Source organism: Bacillus cereus group sp. BfR-BA-01380, from assembly GCF_022663535.1.
GTDB classification, from domain to species: domain Bacteria; phylum Bacillota; class Bacilli; order Bacillales; family Bacillaceae_G; genus Bacillus_A; species Bacillus_A cereus_BB.
Window position 1 is genome coordinate 78,322 of record NZ_JAKUFS010000023.1, and the last position, 16,357, is coordinate 94,678.

A 16,357-nucleotide genomic window follows, 5' to 3' on the forward strand; every position below is an offset into this window, starting at 1 on the left:
CTTACTGCCCTAAAGTAGCGGGGTAAAGTTGAAAGCCGTTCGTATAAGAGAACGGCTTTTTATTTTGAAAATTTACATTTTTTGAAAAATAGTATAAGATGAAAATTGGTCGATAAAGTGAAGCTTCCGTTTAATGGTTGAACCGATCAGGCGCTTACTGCCCAAAAGTAGTGGGAGGGTGGAAATATGAAGAAAACATGGCAAGAATTAAAGCAGATGGATCGTAATGTTTGGATTCGATTTATTGGAGAAACGTTGAATGGAATTGCAATGATGATGTTAATGCCATTTTTTGCATTATATTTAAAAGATAAAGTAGATTCACTGCTACAAGTAGGAATTATTATGGCACTGTCTCCAATTGCGGCAAGTTTTGGTTCTCTCGTAGGCGGCCGAATTGCAGATGTTTATGGAAGAAAGCCAATTATGATATTTTCAATGGCTAGCAATGCGGTTTTAATGCTTGGGTTCTTATTTATAGATGGGTTTGTGCCATATGCTATTCTATCTATTTGTTTAGGGCTTAGTAATTCGTTGTTCCATCCGGCAGCTTCCGCGATGGTAGCTGATGTAACGGAACCTGAAAAGCGAACAGAAGCATACGGCTTGTTGCGGATGGGGCATAATATCGGAGCAGCAATTGGGCCGATTATGGGTGCCTCAGTTGCGCTGCTTTCTAAAACGGTTATTTTTATGATTGCGTCATCTTCTATGTTATTCTACGCATTACTAGTTTTACTACTTATTCAAGAAACAATGCCAAAAAGTGTAACAAAACAAATGAGTAAGGAAGAAGAAACGAAACAATCTGTATGGAAAGTTGTGTTTCAAGATAAAATTTTACTCATTTATTTATTAGCTGGAATTGTTATTTCGATGGGATTTTCGCAAACAGAAGGTATGCTTCCTCTTCATTTTGATAATGAAATGAAGGGGATATTTGGAATGAATAATCCATTTCCTTATTTAATGGCAGTGAATGGACTTTTAGTGGTTTTGTTTCAATTTCAAATTTCGAAATGGGCGACAGATAAACCGGTAGGAAAAACGATGTTATATGGTGCTTGGTTATTTGGAATAGGTCTTCTGGCAATCGGCTGGCTTCCGAAATGGTTTGGCGGAATGGGGACAAATGCTACTGTAGTTCTTGTTACGCTATTAATTGTATATGCGATTTATACATTAGGAGAAATGGTCATGTCTCCTGTCCAAATGACGTTTGTAGCAAATTTAGCACCAGAGCACCTGCGAGGTACGTATATGGGAGCGGCTAGCTTACAATGGATTACAGGTAATGCGTTCGGTCCGCTACTTGGAGGTGTTTTACTTGATCGTTTGTTGGGTCATGTTTTATTTACAATTTTAGGAGTTGGATGTGTAATAGCAGGGCTTGTTTACATATCATTAGACCGGCTTGTAGAGCAAAGACAAAAAGACAATGTGGTAAAGCAAACTTCATAAAGTGAAACTTTATGAAGTGGGGGGTTCTTCATCCTTCACTGATTATCAGCCCTCACCAATCGGGCTTTTACGGGCAATTTAGCTCCCGCCTAACTTCTTAAGAAAAGCGGAAGCGGCTCGTTCAGAATCGCAGGACGTTGGAGTACCCGACAGAGAGGCGCTTTTTTGCCTCGTCCGAGGGGGCGAAACGACCGGAGATTCTAGCCGCTAGAGCTGGGCAACAAAGAAATGTGGAAGTGGCTCGTCCAGAATGTGAGGGGGATGGAGCTTCTGACGTAGAGGTGTTTTTTACCTCGCAGGAAGAAGCGAAGCCACCGAACATTCTAGCCACTGGAACTGGACAATGCTTTCGCCTAATTTTGAGGTGGGGGTATTGCTGCCCGCGAATAGCGGGATAAGGTTTTCATCATACACAAATACGTTTGTTTTCTCATACTATTAGGTACATAACTAGAAAAATTGTTATGCTGGCGTGGCTATCTTACTATTAGTGGGCAGTTTCGCTTTTTACGAAAATAGGAACTATCTATTTTTGTAAAAAGTGCTACAATAGAAAAATGAAAACAAACGATTAGGGTGATTTCATTATGAAAATTAAATTAGGTTTATTATATGGTGGGAAATCAGCAGAGCATCAAGTTTCTTTACAAACAGCTCTTGCTGTTAGTAAAGCGTTAGATCAAGAAAAATTTGAGGTTCATCCAATTTATATTACTGAGCAAGGACAATGGGTTCGCGGTGAACGTATTGAAGGTGAAGTAAAAAACGTTCAAGCGTTGCAATTGAACGGAGAAGAGAATGCAATTTCTCCTATCTCATTAAGTTCAGAGATTATCCCGATGTCAGCTTCTGATAAAGAGAATGCAATCGATGTAATCTTCCCGTTATTACATGGGCCAAATGGTGAAGATGGAACAGTACAAGGTTTGTTAGAACTTATGAATATTCCATATGTAGGGAACGGTGTATTAGCATCAGCAGCAGGTATGGATAAAGTGATTATGAAAAATATTTTTGCGGAAGCGGGCTTACCGCAAGCAAAATATGTTTCGTTTATTCGCAGTGCTTGGGAGAAAAATCGCACAGCAGCGCATGAAAAAGTTGAAGAAATACTAGGCTATCCATGTTTCGTGAAACCAGCAAATCTTGGCTCGAGCGTTGGAATTAATAAATGTAAAAATCGTGCTGAGTTAGAGAGTGCATTTGAAGAAGCGTTCCAATTCGATCGTAAAATCATCGTAGAAGAGAATATTGTTGGTCGTGAAGTGGAAATTGGTGTATTAGGAAATGATGAACCGAAATGTTCGGTTGTAGGTGAAATCGTAGCTAAAAAAGAATTCTATGATTATAAATCAAAATACATTGATGGCGATACAGCGATGGTTATTCCTGCTGAAATTACGGAAGCGGAATATGAGAAGATTAAAGAGTATGCGATTTGTGCATTTCAATCTTTAGATGGTGCGGGATTAACGCGAGCAGATTTCTTCTTAACGAAAGATGGTGATGTATTTATTAATGAAGTAAATACAATGCCAGGATTCACGCCATTTAGTATGTTCCCTCTGTTATGGGAAAATACAGGATTGGTGTATCCAGAGCTTATTAAAGAATTAGTGCGCTTAGCGATTGAACGTCATGAAGAAAAACAAAAAATTCAATATACAATCTAACAAGAAAGGAGAAGCACTATTCAAATGAATAGTGTTTCTTCCTTGTAAGGAGTGTTTTTATATGATACAACGAACAGCGAAGCAAGTTGAACAAATGGTATGTGGAACTGGCTTAGCAGAGCAGTGGAATGATATAGCGATAAAAGGCGTTTCCATTGATACAAGAAAGATTGAACAAGGGAATTTATATGTTCCAATTCAAGGAGAACGCTTTGATGGTCATACTTTTGCGAGGAAAGCGATAGAAAATGGTGCGGTTGCAACGCTATGGAAAAAAGGTGTGGCCAACCCGCCAGAAAATATACCAGTTATTTTTGTAGAAGACACATTACAAGCATTGCAGACATTAGCAAAAAATTATCGTGACCAGTTAAATGTAAAAGTAGTTGGTGTAACGGGAAGTAACGGAAAAACATCAACGAAAGATATTGTGACAAGCTTACTTGAAACAAAATTTAAAGTGCAAAAAACGGAAGGGAATTTCAATAACCATATCGGACTTCCGTTGACAATTTTGAATTTAGAAGAAGATACAGAAATAGCTGTATTAGAGATGGGTATGTCGAGCCGTGGTGAAATTGAATTTTTGTCAAAGCTTGCTCGTCCTAATGCAGCGATTATTACAAATATTGGAGAAGCACATTTAATGGATTTGGGCTCTCGTGATGGAATTGCCGAAGCGAAGTTAGAAATTGTGACAGGTTTACAAGATAATGGCGTGTTTGTTTATAATGGAGATGAGCCATTGTTAACTACACGTGTGCCAGGCATGAATTTATCAGCAAAGACAATTACATTTGGTGATGCAAGAGCGAATGATTACTATCCAGTATCTGTAAAGTTGGAAGCAACAGGTACACAATTTAAAATGAATCAAGCGCAGGATGTAGTATTTTATTTGCCCGTTCTTGGGAAACATAATGTATATAACGCATTAGCATCAATGGCGGTCGCTAAGTTCTTTGGCGTAACGTGGGAAGAAATGAAACAAGGTTTAGTGAATTTGAAAATGACAGGCATGCGTATGGAAGTTGTAAAAACAGATGCAGGGTTAACAATTATTAATGATGCATATAACGCGAGTCCGACAGCGATGGAAGCAGCGTTCCATTTAATGAATGAATTAGATGGATTTTCTAAAAAAATTCTCGTGCTTGGCGATATGTTGGAGCTTGGTAACCAAGAAGTACAATTTCATTATGAAGTTGGAAAGCTAATTGATCCGGCCCGTATTGCATATGTGTTTACGTACGGTACGCTAGGGGCACAAATGGCAGAAGGTGTAAAAATTAATTTTCCTAATGAACGCGTAAAGGCATACGATAATAAAGAAGAACTCGTTAAAGATTTAAAAGAAGTCGTTGATGTGAAAGACGTTGTATTAGTAAAAGCATCTCGTGGCATGAAATTAGAGGAAATTATTACGATGATCAAGTAATGGGGCTTTGTTGCCTTTGCATATGGTCTACTCTATTCATTGGTTACTGCCAGTTAATACGGAAACCCTTACAATAAAGGAATTTAAAAACTAGGATAAAAATGGAAGAACTCATATATAAAATATGGGGAGAGTTGGGTTTGCTTTTTACACATACAAAACTTATAATTGATAGGGTGTAATAACGTTGTAGAGTATTTTTGTGATAAATGTAGGCCCGTTTATATATGTGAACATTAGGGAAAGGGCATTTTCCGCAAACACGGAAAATGTCTTTTTTGAATGAATAGTTAGGATAATTACTCCTGCCATTTGAAAGTTATAATTGTTTGAAGTGGGGGGTTACTACCCAAGAATAGCGGGATAAATTTGTCTCGGGACTACTTTTGTCTAGCTTTCCGTTTGGATGTTTAAAGTGCGCATACTTGTTACATTCATTTTTCAAAAGCTAGTTTTATTATAATTGTTAGGCAATCTTGCGCTGATAACGCATTTTGTCTAAAGAAGACTTAGCCCAACCTTACTTGGATATCCTGTGAATATGAGAAGAAGGAATAACCTGGGCTATTTTAGAGAGAAAAGGAGAAGTAAAATTGACAACATTTCGAGAGTTAGGATTAAGCAGTTCTTTGCTAAAGTCTGTTGAAAGCATGGGTTTTGAAGAGGCAACACCAATTCAGGCAGAAACAATTCCAGTAGCCTTACAAGGTGTAGACATCATTGGTCAAGCTCAAACAGGTACAGGGAAAACAGCTGCATTTGGATTACCATTATTAGAAAAAGTAAATACACGTCAAGATACAGTTCAAGGTATCGTTATCGCGCCAACTCGTGAGTTAGCAATTCAAGTAGGTGAAGAGCTATACAAAATTGGTCAACATAAGCGTGTGCGCATTTTACCAATCTATGGCGGTCAAGATATTAACCGTCAGATTCGTGCGCTGAAAAAAGGTCCACACATTATTGTGGGTACGCCAGGACGTATTTTAGATCATATTAAACGTAAAACACTTCGTCTGCAAAATGTAGAGACAGTTGTTCTTGATGAAGCAGATGAAATGTTAAATATGGGCTTCATTGAAGATATTGAAGCGATTTTAACAGATGTTCCTGAAACACACCAAACATTATTATTCTCAGCAACAATGCCAGATCCAATCCGTCGCATTGCTGAACGCTTCATGAGTGAGCCTACACATATTAAGGTTAAATCGAAAGAAGTAACAATGCCAAACATTCAGCAGTTCTATTTAGAAGTGCAAGAGAAAAAGAAATTTGACGTATTAACACGTTTATTAGATATTCAATCTCCAGAGCTTGCAATCGTGTTCGGTCGTACAAAGCGTCGTGTTGATGAATTATCAGAAGCATTAAACCTACGTGGCTATGCAGCAGAAGGAATTCATGGTGATTTAACACAAGCGAAGCGTCTTTCTGTATTACGTAAATTTAAAGAAGGTTCAATTGAAGTTCTTGTTGCGACAGATGTAGCAGCACGCGGTCTTGATATTTCAGGTGTAACGCACGTATATAACTTTGATATTCCACAAGACCCTGAATCATACGTACACCGCATTGGTCGTACAGGTCGTGCAGGTAAAACAGGTCTTGCAATGCTATTTGTAACACCACGTGAAACAGGTCAATTAAAGAATATTGAGCGTACAACAAAACGTAAAATAGATCGTATGAACCCGCCAACATTAGATGAAGCTTTAGAAGGCCAACAACGTTTAATCGCTGAAAAGCTTCAAAGCATTATTGAAAGTGAAAACTTAGCATACTACAAACGTATTGCAGAAGAGTTGTTAGAAGAGCATGATTCTGTAGCGGTTGTAGCAGGTGCTTTAAAAATGATGACAAAAGAGCCGGATGCAACGCCAGTTTCTTTAACATCAGAGCCGCCAGTAGTTTCAAAAGATCGTTCTAGAAAGAGAAACGGAAATGGAAACGGAAACGGAAGCGGAAGAGGTGGTTATCGTGATGGTAACCGCGAAGGAAATCGTAATCGTGAAGGCGGCCGTAACCGTGATGGCAACCGCAATCGTGGCGGCCGTAAAGGAGAAGGTCAAGGACGCGAAGGGCGTGAAGGACGTGAAGGACGTTCTGGAGCTCCTAGAGGGCGTGGTGGCGAAAGAAAGCATACAGGCCGTAAGCCACAATCTAACTAAATATATAGAAAAGAGGCAGCCTTTTTCGAAAGGTTGTCTTTTTTTTTGTCTTTATTTGGGCATGCTACATAGAAACTTGTATCGGAAAAGAGGAAATGGAATGCTCGTAAAGCTTGGGTATGTTGCGATGAGTGTGCGTGTCAAAAATGCTTCTCCTTCTCAAACAATGACGTATGCGAAGTTTCAGCGAATACAAGACAGAGAAGTAGCAATCAAAAATTTAGAGAGGATTTCTAATTCTAATTTGGAGAATTGTTTACGGTTGTTAAAACATAATTATGGACATAATATTTCATTCTTTCGTTTAAGTTCGAAATTAATTCCTCTGGCAACCCATGAGGCGTTGTTAGAATGGGACTATATAAAACCTTTGCAAGAAAATTTACGAAAAATTGGGGAATACGCAAAACAAAAACGGATGCGAATTGACTTTCATCCAGATCATTTTGTTGTTTTAAATTCATTGCGTCCACCTGTTGTAAAGCAGTCGCTAAAAACATTACAGATGCATGGGAAGTTGCTACAGGGAATGGGAATCGATAGAACACATCGTTGTGTTTTACATGTTGGTGGTGCATATGGGAATAAAGAACAAGCGCTAGAAAAATTTATTGAAAACTGGTCGCTTGTTCCAGCGAGGATTCAAAAGATGATTATGCTAGAAAATGATGACACTACATTTTCTTTAAAAGAGACGCTGTACTTAGGAGAAAAACTTGGAGTTCCGGTAGTTTTTGATTTACATCATCATATGATAAACCATGATTTAGAAGAATGGGAAAGCCACTGGGAACGTGTTGTGCAAACGTGGGAGAAATCCCCTTTGCCGATTAAAATGCATATTTCGAGTCCGCGAGAAGGGAAGAATCCGCGGGCGCATGCCGATTTTATTGATTCTGATTCTTTCGTTTCTTTTTTGCGACATATAAAAGGGAGTGTTCCGGAAATACACTGTATGATAGAAGCGAAACAAAAAGATGAAGCGCTCTTGCAGTTGATGAGAGATATGACTGATAAGGCGGGGGTGGAGATAATAGATGGTGCAAGCTTTTGGGTGAAATAAGCTTATGCACCATCTGTTTTTTTTATAAATAAGGGTCCTAAGCAAGCTCCTGTAAGTAATCCGGCTAGGTGGCTAATTGAATTTGTTGTTGTATTGAGAAATGTAAATGCAAGGAGAATACATAAAATGATAACAAAGAGAAGAATTTCTTTTCTTCTAGTAGGTTGATATTGCATATAGAATAGATAAAGCTGCACCCCTAATAATCCGAAAATAGCGCCAGAAGCTCCTGTATGAGTATATTGGGGTGGGAATAAAAGGTAAGAAGCGATATTTCCGGTAATTCCAGAGGTAAGAAATACAAGTGGAAACCGAATGCTATGTAGTTGTTTTTCTAATGAAAACCCAAGTGCAAAGCAGCAGACACTATTGGATAGAAAATGAGAAAATGTTGTATGAACAAATAATGAAGAAATGAGTCGCCACCATTCTCCTTCAGCTATACACCCGTTACAGGCGATTCCGATAGATAGTACCTTATTCCCTAATAATAGTAAAACAAGTTGTATAAAAAGTAGTGCCGTAGTAATCGGAGGGAAAGAAGAAAATGAGTATTTTAATGGAGCATTCATATTTACACTCCTTTTGCTGTTAACGTATTGTCTGTTATTCTTACAATATGAAAGTGAGAAAGAAAATAGAAGGAAGGAACGGAAGGATATGATTGTAGGAGTTGGAATCGATATTATTGAAATTGAAAGAATTGAAAAGATGATAGAAGGGCAGCCGAAATTTATAGAGCGTATTTTAACGGAAAATGAGCGCCAAGTGGCATACACGTTAAAAGGAAAAAGACGTAGTGAATTTGTTGCAGGGCGCTTTGCGGCGAAAGAAGCGTATTCGAAAGCGCTTGGTACTGGAATTGGAAAAGAGGTTAGTTTTTTACATATTGAAATTATGAATGATGAAAGAGGAAAACCTATTTTACTTGCGAATGCAAATCATACTATCCACCTTTCGATTAGCCATAGCCGAGAGTTTGCGGTAGCGCAGGTTGTTTTAGAAAGCCCGTCAAGCTAGTCTGCATATTTCAACTCTTTGTCTCATATATTTGAGTAGCGTTAAGGAAGAGGTTTTCTTCCACTTACTTATTGAGACAAAGGGGCTGAACGTATGAAAAGGCGGCTATTTTTGTTTATTGCCGGTTTGTTGACCGTTTTTCTGTTAGCAGGCTGTATGGAGAAGAAGAAAGAAGATGTTGTGCAAGACCTGAATGAAAGAGTAAAAGACATGAAAAGCTATCAAGCAGAAGCGAAACTATCGATTAAAACAGGGAATGAACCACAAGTGTATGATGTTGAAGTTTGGTATAAGAAACCTTCGTATTACCGAGTGAATTTAAAAAACGCAAAGAAAGATCAAAGTCAAATTATTTTACGAAATGATGAAGGTGTGTTTGTTCTTACTCCATCTTTAAATAAAAGCTTTCGCTTTCAAAGTGATTGGCCGCAAAATAGCAGTCAAGCATATTTATATGAATCGCTTGTAAGGGATATTTTAAACGATAAGGACCGTTCGTTTAAGAAAACAGACAAATATTATGTGTTTGAAACGAAAACAAACTATCATCATCAAAATATGTTGCCAAAGCAACAAATTACATTTAATAAAAAAGATTTATCGCCTGTTTCAGTGAAATTGATGGATAATGATCAAAATGTTCTTGTGCAAGTAGATTTTTCGAAAGTAAAGTTTGATGCGCAATTTGATAAAGGCGCATTTGATACGAAGCAAAATATGTCTAGAGCACAAGTTGATATACAAACGACAGCTCAACAAGAAAAACCATTTGCTGTTTTGTACCCAAATGATACACCGCAAGGCATGACTTTAAAAGAAGAGAAAGAATTTGAGGCGGATAATGGAAAACGTAGTATTCTTACGTACACTGGTAATAAGAAGAGTTTTACATTAATACAAGAAAAGGCGAAAGTAGCACCAACGATTGCGACGCAAAGTGTGAGTGGGGAGCCTGTTGATTTAGGTTTCACTATGGGGGCATTAACAAAAGATTCTGTTACATGGTCACATAATGGAGTGGAGTATATGCTTGTATCAAAAGGTTTGAAACAAGAAGAATTATTAATGGTAGCGCGTTCTGTGACTCAGAAACAAGTAAAGTAAATGACTAAAACGTGGTGACTACAGTGTACACCACGTTTTACTTTATTGATAAAAAATTTATGTAATCTGATGTAATAAAGGTGAGAAAAAAGTGAATATAAAAGAATAAGCTTTGCATATTGTATAAAGGAAGTGTTTTTTTCTAGATGGAAAAATCGCAATTTTATCCCGCATTAACGGGCAGTAAGACCCCGACCTTAAGACTCAGAGAGAAGCAAAGAAGATAGGTGGGGGATAACTGCCCGTAAAAGCCCGATTGGTTCAACTAACCGTCAGTGGGGGATGAAGAACCCCCCACTGACGGAAGTTTCACTTTATCGTGATACGTGGGTCGAGGTAAACTTAGATGCGATCTATAAGAATGTAACTCGTATTAAGTCTATTATCCCTAAAGGCGTAGAGATTTTTGCTGTTGTGAAAGCGAATGCATATGGTCATGGAGCAGTGCAGGTTGCAAATACAGCATTAGCAGCGGGGGCAACAAGGTTAGCTGTTGCTTTTTTAGATGAAGCTTTAGTTTTGAGAAGAGCTGGAATTCAATCGCCTATTTTAGTATTAGGTCCTTCACGTCCAGAAGATGTTAATGTAGCAGCGGAGAATGACATTACATTAACTGTATTTCAAAAAGAGTGGATAGAAATAGCGAAAAAGGTGAAGGTGTTAGTTATAGCGCCACCTATCGAACGGAAAAAGAAGAATGGATTGCTACATTGCCTGTTGGATATGCTGATGGTTGGTTACGAAGGTTGCAAGGATTCAAAGTTCTTGTAAATGGTATAAGAGCGCCAATTGTGGGGAGAATTACAATGGATATGCTAATGCTTCACATGCCGTATGAAGTATCGCTTGGGACAAAAGTCACTATAGTTGGAAGACAAGACGATCGGTATATTAGTGCTACTGAGGTTGCGGAGTATTTAGGGACAATTAATTATGAGGTGATTGCAACAATTGGGTTTCGTGTTCCACGCGTATATGTGAAAAGTGGAAAAGTAGTAGAGGTGGTAAATTATTTGCATGATATATAAGAGGGGCTTCTGAGGTTTAAATGTACGTTTATTTTTTACTAGATGGTAATTTGAGAAACTCGCTTTAGAAGAATGAAAAAGAAAAGTACAGGGAAGTGAATGTTTTATTTCCCAGTTGGAAAACATAAAACCAGACATTAGGAAGTCTTTGCAACAGGCCCTATACAATGGTATTATTACAATAGGTGTCATATATGTGTGTGTAGTTGACGGTGGAGGTGTATTTTTGTGTCCGAATCAAGTGTAACTACTGAAATCGTTGTTCGGTTGCCGAAACAAGTGGTAACAGAATTAGACGGAATTGGAAAACAAGAGAATAAGAATCGCAATGAACTTATTTGCCAGGCAACACAATTGTTATTGCGCCAACATAAAACGAAGAAGCGCTACCAGCATGAATCAATGAGACGTGGGTACATTGAAATGGGAAAAATTAATCTTGGTATTGCATCTGAAGCTTTCTTAGCAGAGTATGAAGCAGCTCATACGGTAGAACGCTTAGTTAGCGGGGGGTAATCTTTTGATTGTAAAACGCGGCGACGTGTATTTTGCAGACCTTTCCCCAGTTGTTGGTTCTGAGCAAGGAGGCGTTCGTCCGGTTCTTGTCATTCAAAATGACATTGGGAATCGCTTTAGTCCTACCGTAATTGTGGCGGCCATTACTGCACAGATTCAGAAAGCAAAATTGCCAACCCATGTGGAAATTGATGCAAAAAAGTATGGATTTGAGAGAGATTCTGTTATCTTGCTCGAACAGATTCGAACAATCGATAAGCAGCGCTTAACGGACAAAATCACTCAGTTAGACGATCTGCTGATGAATCGTGTAGATGAAGCTCTGCAAATTAGTTTAGGACTGATAGATTTTTAGTTCAACGTTAAAGTTGCTCTCTTTTAAGAGCAACTTTTTTTTATTATTGAAGGAGGTTTTGTTGCAAATGGAAATGGTAGATAACCGCCAAGAATTAATGAAAATGTTAGCGAAAGAATTGAATTTTTCAGAGAAGCAAGTTCGTCATGTTATTGAGTTAACAGAGGAAGGTAATACAGTCCCTTTTATTGCTCGTTATCGAAAAGAATGGACAAATTCATTAGACGAAGTGCAAATTCGTTCGATTTTAGAAAGATGGCAATATATTACTCAACTTGAAAATCGTAAAGAAGAAGTGTTGCGTTTAATTCATGAAAAGGGAAAGCTTACAGAAGAATTGCGTCGTAACATTGTATCTGCAACAAAACTACAAGAAGTGGAGGATTTATATCGCCCATATAAAGAAAAACGAAGAACAAAAGCAACGATTGCGAAAGAGAAGGGATTAGAGCCTTTAGCAGATTGGCTATTAACGTTTGCGAAGGATGATGTGCTAGAAAAAGCAAAAGTGTTCGTGAGTGAAGAAAAAGAAGTCCAGTCGCTAGAAGAAGCACTGCAGGGTGCAAAAGACATTATTGCAGAATATGTGTCCGATGAAGCATCTTATCGTAGTTGGATCCGTAATACTACCTTTAGAAAAGGGACAATTTCAGCAGTTGTGAAAGATGAAGAAAAAGACGAAAAAAATGTATATGAAATGTATTATAGCTATGAAGAGCCGCTGCAAAAGGTTGTTCCTCATCGTGTATTGGCTATGAATCGCGGTGAAAAAGAAGAAATTTTAAAAGTAACAATTGTTCCTCCAGTTGAAGAAATTCTTCAATTTTTACATAAAAAAGTAATTCGTAATGCATACGCGCCAAGTACTTCTTATGTACAAGAAGCGATTGATGATGGTTATAAGCGTTTAATTCAACCGTCTATTGAAAGGGAAATCCGTAAAGAGTTAACAGAAACAGCGGAAGAACAAGCGATTCATATTTTTTCAGAGAACTTACGGAATTTATTGTTGCAACCGCCGATGAAAGGGAAAGTAGTATTGGCCGTAGATCCGGCGTATCGTACAGGATGTAAACTTGCGGTTGTAGATGATACGGGAAAAGTACTGCATATTGATGTCATCTATCCGCATCCGCCTGTTCGGAAATATGAAGAAGCGAAAAAGAAATGTATTTCAATTTTAGAAAAGTATGAAGTAGAAGTAATTGCAATTGGAAATGGTACGGCTTCTCGTGAAACGGAAGAATTTGTAGTAGATGTACTACAAGCGGCTGTACGTGATGTGTTTTATATTATTGTCAATGAAGCTGGTGCAAGTGTATATTCTGCATCAGATTTAGCGAGAGAAGAGTTTCCTAATTTGCAAGTTGAAGAAAGAAGTGCAGTTTCCATTGGAAGACGTTTGCAAGATCCTCTTGCAGAATTAGTGAAGATTGATCCGAAGTCTGTTGGGGTGGGACAATACCAACATGATGTATCGCAAAAGCGGTTGAATGAATCATTAACCTTTGTTGTTGAAACAGCTGTAAACCAAGTTGGAGTGAACGTAAATACGGCTTCGGTTTCCTTGTTACAATATGTTTCTGGTTTATCAAAAACAGTTGCGAAAAACATTGTAAAAAAACGTGAAGAGAGCGGGAAGTTTACGAAACGTGCTGAACTGAAAGATATACCGCGCTTAGGTGCAAAGACATATGAACAATGCATCGGATTTTTACGAGTTTTAGAAGGTGAGAATTCACTTGATCGAACAAGCATTCATCCAGAGCAATATAAGAATGTGGAGTTATTATTGAAAAGTTTAGGATTATCTATTACAGATGTTGGACAACCTCGTTTGCAAAAATGCTTAGAGGAAGTAGAAATTTCTTCGTTATCAGAGCAAACAAGCATTGGGGAACTTACGCTGCGAGATATTATTGACGCCCTTATTCGTCCAGAGAGAGATTTACGTGATGAATTACCAAAGCCACTTCTTAAAAAGGGAATCTTAAGACTAGAAGATTTGAAACGCGGTATGGAATTAGAAGGTACAGTTCGAAATGTTGTTGATTTTGGTGCTTTTGTAGATATTGGTGTGAAGCAAGATGGATTAGTTCATATTTCTAAAATAAGTAAGCGGTTTGTAAAACACCCATTAGATATTGTGTCTGTCGGACAAATTGTAAAAGTGTGGGTCGATGAAATTGATATGAAAAAGGGACGCGTCGCCTTATCTATGCTGCCGATAGAAGGCTGAAAAAATGAATGATAGGGTGCCGCGCCCATGGATGACCTTTCTATTAGCTGAATGAAAAGGGAGTGGAATGTTGGTCCGCTCCCTTTGTTTACTAAGGATGTTGCTTTTTTTTATAAAAAAACCAGCATTCGTTAAGTAATTTAATTTGATAGCGGTTTTTTTCATAATAAGCACGCCGCATTTGTTTGCGAAGCCATGCTGGCATATGAATCCCTCCTTTTACAGGAATGAGGATGGGTATATGTACTATTTAATGTATGCATGAGACAAAAAAGACGTGTAGATTTATTTTCATGGGTAGGAGAGATAAGGATGCATGAAATAAATATTCAGGAATTAGTGGAGGAAGTATCAATAAAATATTTTGCGAGACCTTTTTTGCATAAAGCAACATTTAATAAACGTTTACGTACGACAGGTGGACGGTATATATTAAGAACTCATCATATAGAACTAAATTATCATTATTATTTAGCTTATGGAGAAAAGGAGTTAATTGGGATCATTAAACATGAGTTGTGTCATTATCATTTGCATCTTATGGGGAAAGGGTATCAACATCGAGATAAAGACTTTCGTGAATTATTAAAGCTTGTAAATGCACCGCGTTTTTGTAAAAGAATTGCGGGAAGAGAAGTGGAGGTAAAACAATATGTTTATGAATGTATAACATGTCATTTTCAATATGTAAGAAGGCGTAGAGTGAATACGGTTCAGTATGTATGCGGAAAGTGTAAAGGCAAATTAAAGCAGGTTTAAAAACCCCTTGACACTAAAAAAACAATCCAGTATATTATAAACATGTCACGTCACTACAGAATATTGTAGGAGACGCTTGACTTAGAAAGTGAATTTTTATAAGATATAAATTGTCTTCAATATTCCGCAGTAGCTCAGTGGTAGAGCTATCGGCTGTTAACCGATCGGTCGTAGGTTCGAGTCCTACCTGCGGAGCCATATAGAGAAGTACCCAAGTGGCTCAAGGGGCTCCCCTGCTAAGGGAGTAGATCGCTTACGCGGTGCGAGGGTTCGAATCCCTTCTTCTCTGCCATAATTTTGGCCCGTTGGTCAAGTGGTTAAGACACCGCCCTTTCACGGCGGTAACACGGGTTCGAATCCCGTACGGGTCACCACTTCGGAGGATTAGCTCAGCTGGGAGAGCACCTGCCTTACAAGCAGGGGGTCGGCGGTTCGATCCCGTCATCCTCCACCATATAAATTTATAAATATTATCGCGGGGTGGAGCAGTCTGGTAGCTCGTCGGGCTCATAACCCGAAGGTCGCAGGTTCAAATCCTGTCCCCGCAACCAAATGGTCCCGTGGTGTAGTGGTTAACATGCCTGCCTGTCACGCAGGAGATCGCCGGTTCGACCCCGGTCGGGACCGCCATTTAAACTTCTAATAGATGGAAGTTGTTTTTTTTGTTAGAGGGTATGATAAAATGTATTTCTTCACTAAAAAATCTTGTGAAGCAAATGTAAGTGATATCCTCAAAGATGTTAAATTATTCGATTAAATCGATGGGCTATAGCCAAGCGGTAAGGCAACGGACTTTGACTCCGTCATGCGCTGGTTCGAATCCAGCTAGCCCAGCCATTTAAGAGCCATTAGCTCAGTTGGTAGAGCATCTGACTTTTAATCAGAGGGTCGAAGGTTCGAGTCCTTCATGGCTCACCATTTATTTTAATTTCGCGGGTGTGGCGGAATTGGCAGACGCACCAGACTTAGGATCTGGCGCCTTTGGCGTGGGGGTTCGACTCCCTTCACCCGCATATGCGGTCGTGGCGGAATGGCAGACGCGCTAGGTTGAGGGCCTAGTGGGGGAAACCCCGTGGAGGTTCAAGTCCTCTCGGCCGCACCAAAAAAAGAAATAAAAAAGTACTTGCATTAATTTCACCATCATGGTATATTAATTGAGTCGCAAAAAACAAACAACATACATTAAGCGCCCGTAGCTCAATTGGATAGAGCGTTTGACTACGGATCAAAAGGTTAGGGGTTCGAGTCCTCTCGGGCGCGCCAATTACGGGAAGTGGCTCAGCTTGGTAGAGCACCTGGTTTGGGACCAGGGGGTCGCAGGTTCGAATCCTGTCTTCCCGACCATGCGGGTGTAGTTTAGTGGTAAAACAAGAGCCTTCCAAGCTCTGGTCGAGAGTTCGATTCTCTTCACCCGCTTTTAGTTCTTTGAAAACTGAACGAAACAAACAACGTGAAACGTCAATTTTTATTTATGATGCTAGACAAACACTTTATTGGAGAGTTTGATCCTGGCTCAGGATGAACGCTGGC

The 16,357-nt window shown here is 38.9% G+C and carries 13 protein-coding genes, 13 tRNA genes and 1 pseudogene; 25 read left to right on the top strand and 2 right to left on the bottom strand.

Features of this window, described 5'->3' with window-relative positions:
* The first annotated feature begins 186 nt into the window (after positions 1 to 186).
* From MR076_RS19285 to uvsE, 5 genes are all read left to right on the top strand, one after another.
* Complete coding sequence (locus MR076_RS19285; protein ID WP_242223273.1) at positions 187 to 1,461, top strand: MDR family MFS transporter; 1,275 nt, start codon at positions 187 to 189, stop codon at positions 1,459 to 1,461.
* Positions 1,462 to 2,045: 584 nt separating this feature from the next.
* Positions 2,046 to 3,134: a D-alanine--D-alanine ligase gene (locus MR076_RS19290; protein WP_242223297.1), complete on the top strand. Its 1,089-nt coding sequence runs from the start codon at positions 2,046 to 2,048 to the stop codon at positions 3,132 to 3,134.
* 61 nt (positions 3,135 to 3,195) lie between these two features.
* A complete protein-coding gene (locus MR076_RS19295) occupies positions 3,196 to 4,572 on the top strand; it encodes a UDP-N-acetylmuramoyl-tripeptide--D-alanyl-D-alanine ligase (RefSeq protein ID WP_242223275.1) in 1,377 nt (458 codons plus the stop codon).
* A 593-nt stretch (positions 4,573 to 5,165) separates the two neighbouring features.
* Complete coding sequence (gene cshA, locus MR076_RS19300) at positions 5,166 to 6,743, top strand: degradosome RNA helicase CshA (protein WP_242223276.1); 1,578 nt, start codon at positions 5,166 to 5,168, stop codon at positions 6,741 to 6,743.
* 100 nt (positions 6,744 to 6,843) lie between these two features.
* A complete protein-coding gene (uvsE, locus tag MR076_RS19305; RefSeq protein WP_242223278.1) occupies positions 6,844 to 7,806 on the top strand; it encodes a UV DNA damage repair endonuclease UvsE in 963 nt (320 codons plus the stop codon).
* 2 nt (positions 7,807 to 7,808) lie between these two features.
* Here the strand turns inward: uvsE and MR076_RS19310 are convergent, their stop codons facing one another.
* On the bottom strand, positions 7,809 to 8,378 hold the full coding sequence (locus tag MR076_RS19310) for a rhomboid family protein (RefSeq protein ID WP_242223280.1): 570 nt from the start codon (positions 8,376 to 8,378) through the stop codon (positions 7,809 to 7,811).
* An 88-nt stretch (positions 8,379 to 8,466) separates the two neighbouring features.
* Here MR076_RS19310 and acpS point away from each other — a divergent pair, with 88 nt between their 5' ends.
* The 6 genes and pseudogenes from acpS to MR076_RS19340 all read left to right on the top strand — a co-directional run bounded on the left by acpS (position 8,467) and on the right by MR076_RS19340 (position 14,068).
* A complete protein-coding gene (gene acpS, locus MR076_RS19315; RefSeq protein WP_242223282.1) occupies positions 8,467 to 8,826 on the top strand; it encodes a holo-ACP synthase in 360 nt (119 codons plus the stop codon).
* Between the two features lie 156 nt (positions 8,827 to 8,982).
* On the top strand, positions 8,983 to 9,930 hold the full coding sequence (locus tag MR076_RS19320) for a LolA family protein (RefSeq protein ID WP_242223299.1): 948 nt from the start codon (positions 8,983 to 8,985) through the stop codon (positions 9,928 to 9,930).
* Positions 9,931 to 10,227: 297 nt separating this feature from the next.
* Positions 10,228 to 10,958: pseudogene (locus MR076_RS19325) on the top strand (alanine racemase).
* A gap of 228 nt (positions 10,959 to 11,186) precedes the next feature.
* Positions 11,187 to 11,474 (top strand): CopG family ribbon-helix-helix protein, encoded by a 288-nt coding sequence (locus MR076_RS19330; RefSeq protein ID WP_242223284.1) that lies wholly within the window; start codon positions 11,187 to 11,189, stop codon positions 11,472 to 11,474.
* A gap of 4 nt (positions 11,475 to 11,478) precedes the next feature.
* Positions 11,479 to 11,829 carry a type II toxin-antitoxin system endoribonuclease NdoA gene (gene ndoA, locus MR076_RS19335; protein ID WP_242223287.1) on the top strand — a complete coding sequence of 117 codons (351 nt, stop codon included), beginning with the start codon at positions 11,479 to 11,481 and terminating at the stop codon, positions 11,827 to 11,829.
* 67 nt (positions 11,830 to 11,896) lie between these two features.
* Complete coding sequence (locus MR076_RS19340; protein WP_242223288.1) at positions 11,897 to 14,068, top strand: Tex family protein; 2,172 nt, start codon at positions 11,897 to 11,899, stop codon at positions 14,066 to 14,068.
* Positions 14,069 to 14,159: 91 nt separating this feature from the next.
* Here MR076_RS19340 and cmpA read toward each other — a convergent pair whose 3' ends face one another.
* Positions 14,160 to 14,273 carry a cortex morphogenetic protein CmpA gene (gene cmpA / locus MR076_RS19345; RefSeq protein WP_020063275.1) on the bottom strand — a complete coding sequence of 38 codons (114 nt, stop codon included), beginning with the start codon at positions 14,271 to 14,273 and terminating at the stop codon, positions 14,160 to 14,162.
* 107 nt (positions 14,274 to 14,380) lie between these two features.
* Between cmpA and MR076_RS19350 the strand changes: the two genes are divergently transcribed.
* From MR076_RS19350 to MR076_RS19415, 14 genes are all read left to right on the top strand, one after another.
* Positions 14,381 to 14,827 carry a SprT family protein gene (locus MR076_RS19350; protein WP_242223290.1) on the top strand — a complete coding sequence of 149 codons (447 nt, stop codon included), beginning with the start codon at positions 14,381 to 14,383 and terminating at the stop codon, positions 14,825 to 14,827.
* Positions 14,828 to 14,950: 123 nt separating this feature from the next.
* Positions 14,951 to 15,025, top strand: a tRNA-Asn gene (locus tag MR076_RS19355).
* A 3-nt stretch (positions 15,026 to 15,028) separates the two neighbouring features.
* Positions 15,029 to 15,119: transfer RNA gene (locus tag MR076_RS19360), tRNA-Ser, on the top strand.
* Positions 15,120 to 15,126: 7 nt separating this feature from the next.
* A tRNA-Glu gene (locus tag MR076_RS19365) sits at positions 15,127 to 15,201 on the top strand.
* Positions 15,202 to 15,205: 4 nt separating this feature from the next.
* Positions 15,206 to 15,281: transfer RNA gene (locus tag MR076_RS19370), tRNA-Val, on the top strand.
* 20 nt (positions 15,282 to 15,301) lie between these two features.
* Positions 15,302 to 15,378, top strand: a tRNA-Met gene (locus MR076_RS19375).
* Positions 15,379 to 15,381: 3 nt separating this feature from the next.
* Positions 15,382 to 15,457, top strand: a tRNA-Asp gene (locus MR076_RS19380).
* Positions 15,458 to 15,589: 132 nt separating this feature from the next.
* A tRNA-Gln gene (locus MR076_RS19385) sits at positions 15,590 to 15,664 on the top strand.
* 5 nt (positions 15,665 to 15,669) lie between these two features.
* Positions 15,670 to 15,745, top strand: a tRNA-Lys gene (locus MR076_RS19390).
* A 14-nt stretch (positions 15,746 to 15,759) separates the two neighbouring features.
* Positions 15,760 to 15,840 (top strand) — tRNA-Leu (locus MR076_RS19395).
* A 3-nt stretch (positions 15,841 to 15,843) separates the two neighbouring features.
* A tRNA-Leu gene (locus MR076_RS19400) sits at positions 15,844 to 15,929 on the top strand.
* A gap of 84 nt (positions 15,930 to 16,013) precedes the next feature.
* Positions 16,014 to 16,090 (top strand) — tRNA-Arg (locus tag MR076_RS19405).
* A 4-nt stretch (positions 16,091 to 16,094) separates the two neighbouring features.
* Positions 16,095 to 16,171 (top strand) — tRNA-Pro (locus MR076_RS19410).
* 1 nt (position 16,172) lies between these two features.
* A tRNA-Gly gene (locus MR076_RS19415) sits at positions 16,173 to 16,243 on the top strand.
* Positions 16,244 to 16,357 lie beyond the last annotated feature (114 nt).

What these genes read in the sequence shown, in the direction of transcription:
- MR076_RS19285 (WP_242223273.1), top strand. Translation starts at nt 187, where the DNA reads ATGAAGAAAACATGGCAAGAATTAAAGCAGATGGATCGTAATGTTTGG.
- MR076_RS19295 (WP_242223275.1), top strand. Translation starts at nt 3,196, where the DNA reads ATGATACAACGAACAGCGAAGCAAGTTGAACAAATGGTATGTGGAACT.
- uvsE (WP_242223278.1), top strand. Translation starts at nt 6,844, where the DNA reads ATGCTCGTAAAGCTTGGGTATGTTGCGATGAGTGTGCGTGTCAAAAAT.
- MR076_RS19310 (WP_242223280.1), bottom strand. Translation starts at nt 8,378, where the DNA reads ATGAATGCTCCATTAAAATACTCATTTTCTTCTTTCCCTCCGATTACT.
- acpS (WP_242223282.1), top strand. Translation starts at nt 8,467, where the DNA reads ATGATTGTAGGAGTTGGAATCGATATTATTGAAATTGAAAGAATTGAA.
- MR076_RS19320 (WP_242223299.1), top strand. Translation starts at nt 8,983, where the DNA reads ATGGAGAAGAAGAAAGAAGATGTTGTGCAAGACCTGAATGAAAGAGTA.
- MR076_RS19340 (WP_242223288.1), top strand. Translation starts at nt 11,897, where the DNA reads ATGGAAATGGTAGATAACCGCCAAGAATTAATGAAAATGTTAGCGAAA.
- cmpA (WP_020063275.1), bottom strand. Translation starts at nt 14,273, where the DNA reads ATGCCAGCATGGCTTCGCAAACAAATGCGGCGTGCTTATTATGAAAAA.
- MR076_RS19350 (WP_242223290.1), top strand. Translation starts at nt 14,381, where the DNA reads ATGCATGAAATAAATATTCAGGAATTAGTGGAGGAAGTATCAATAAAA.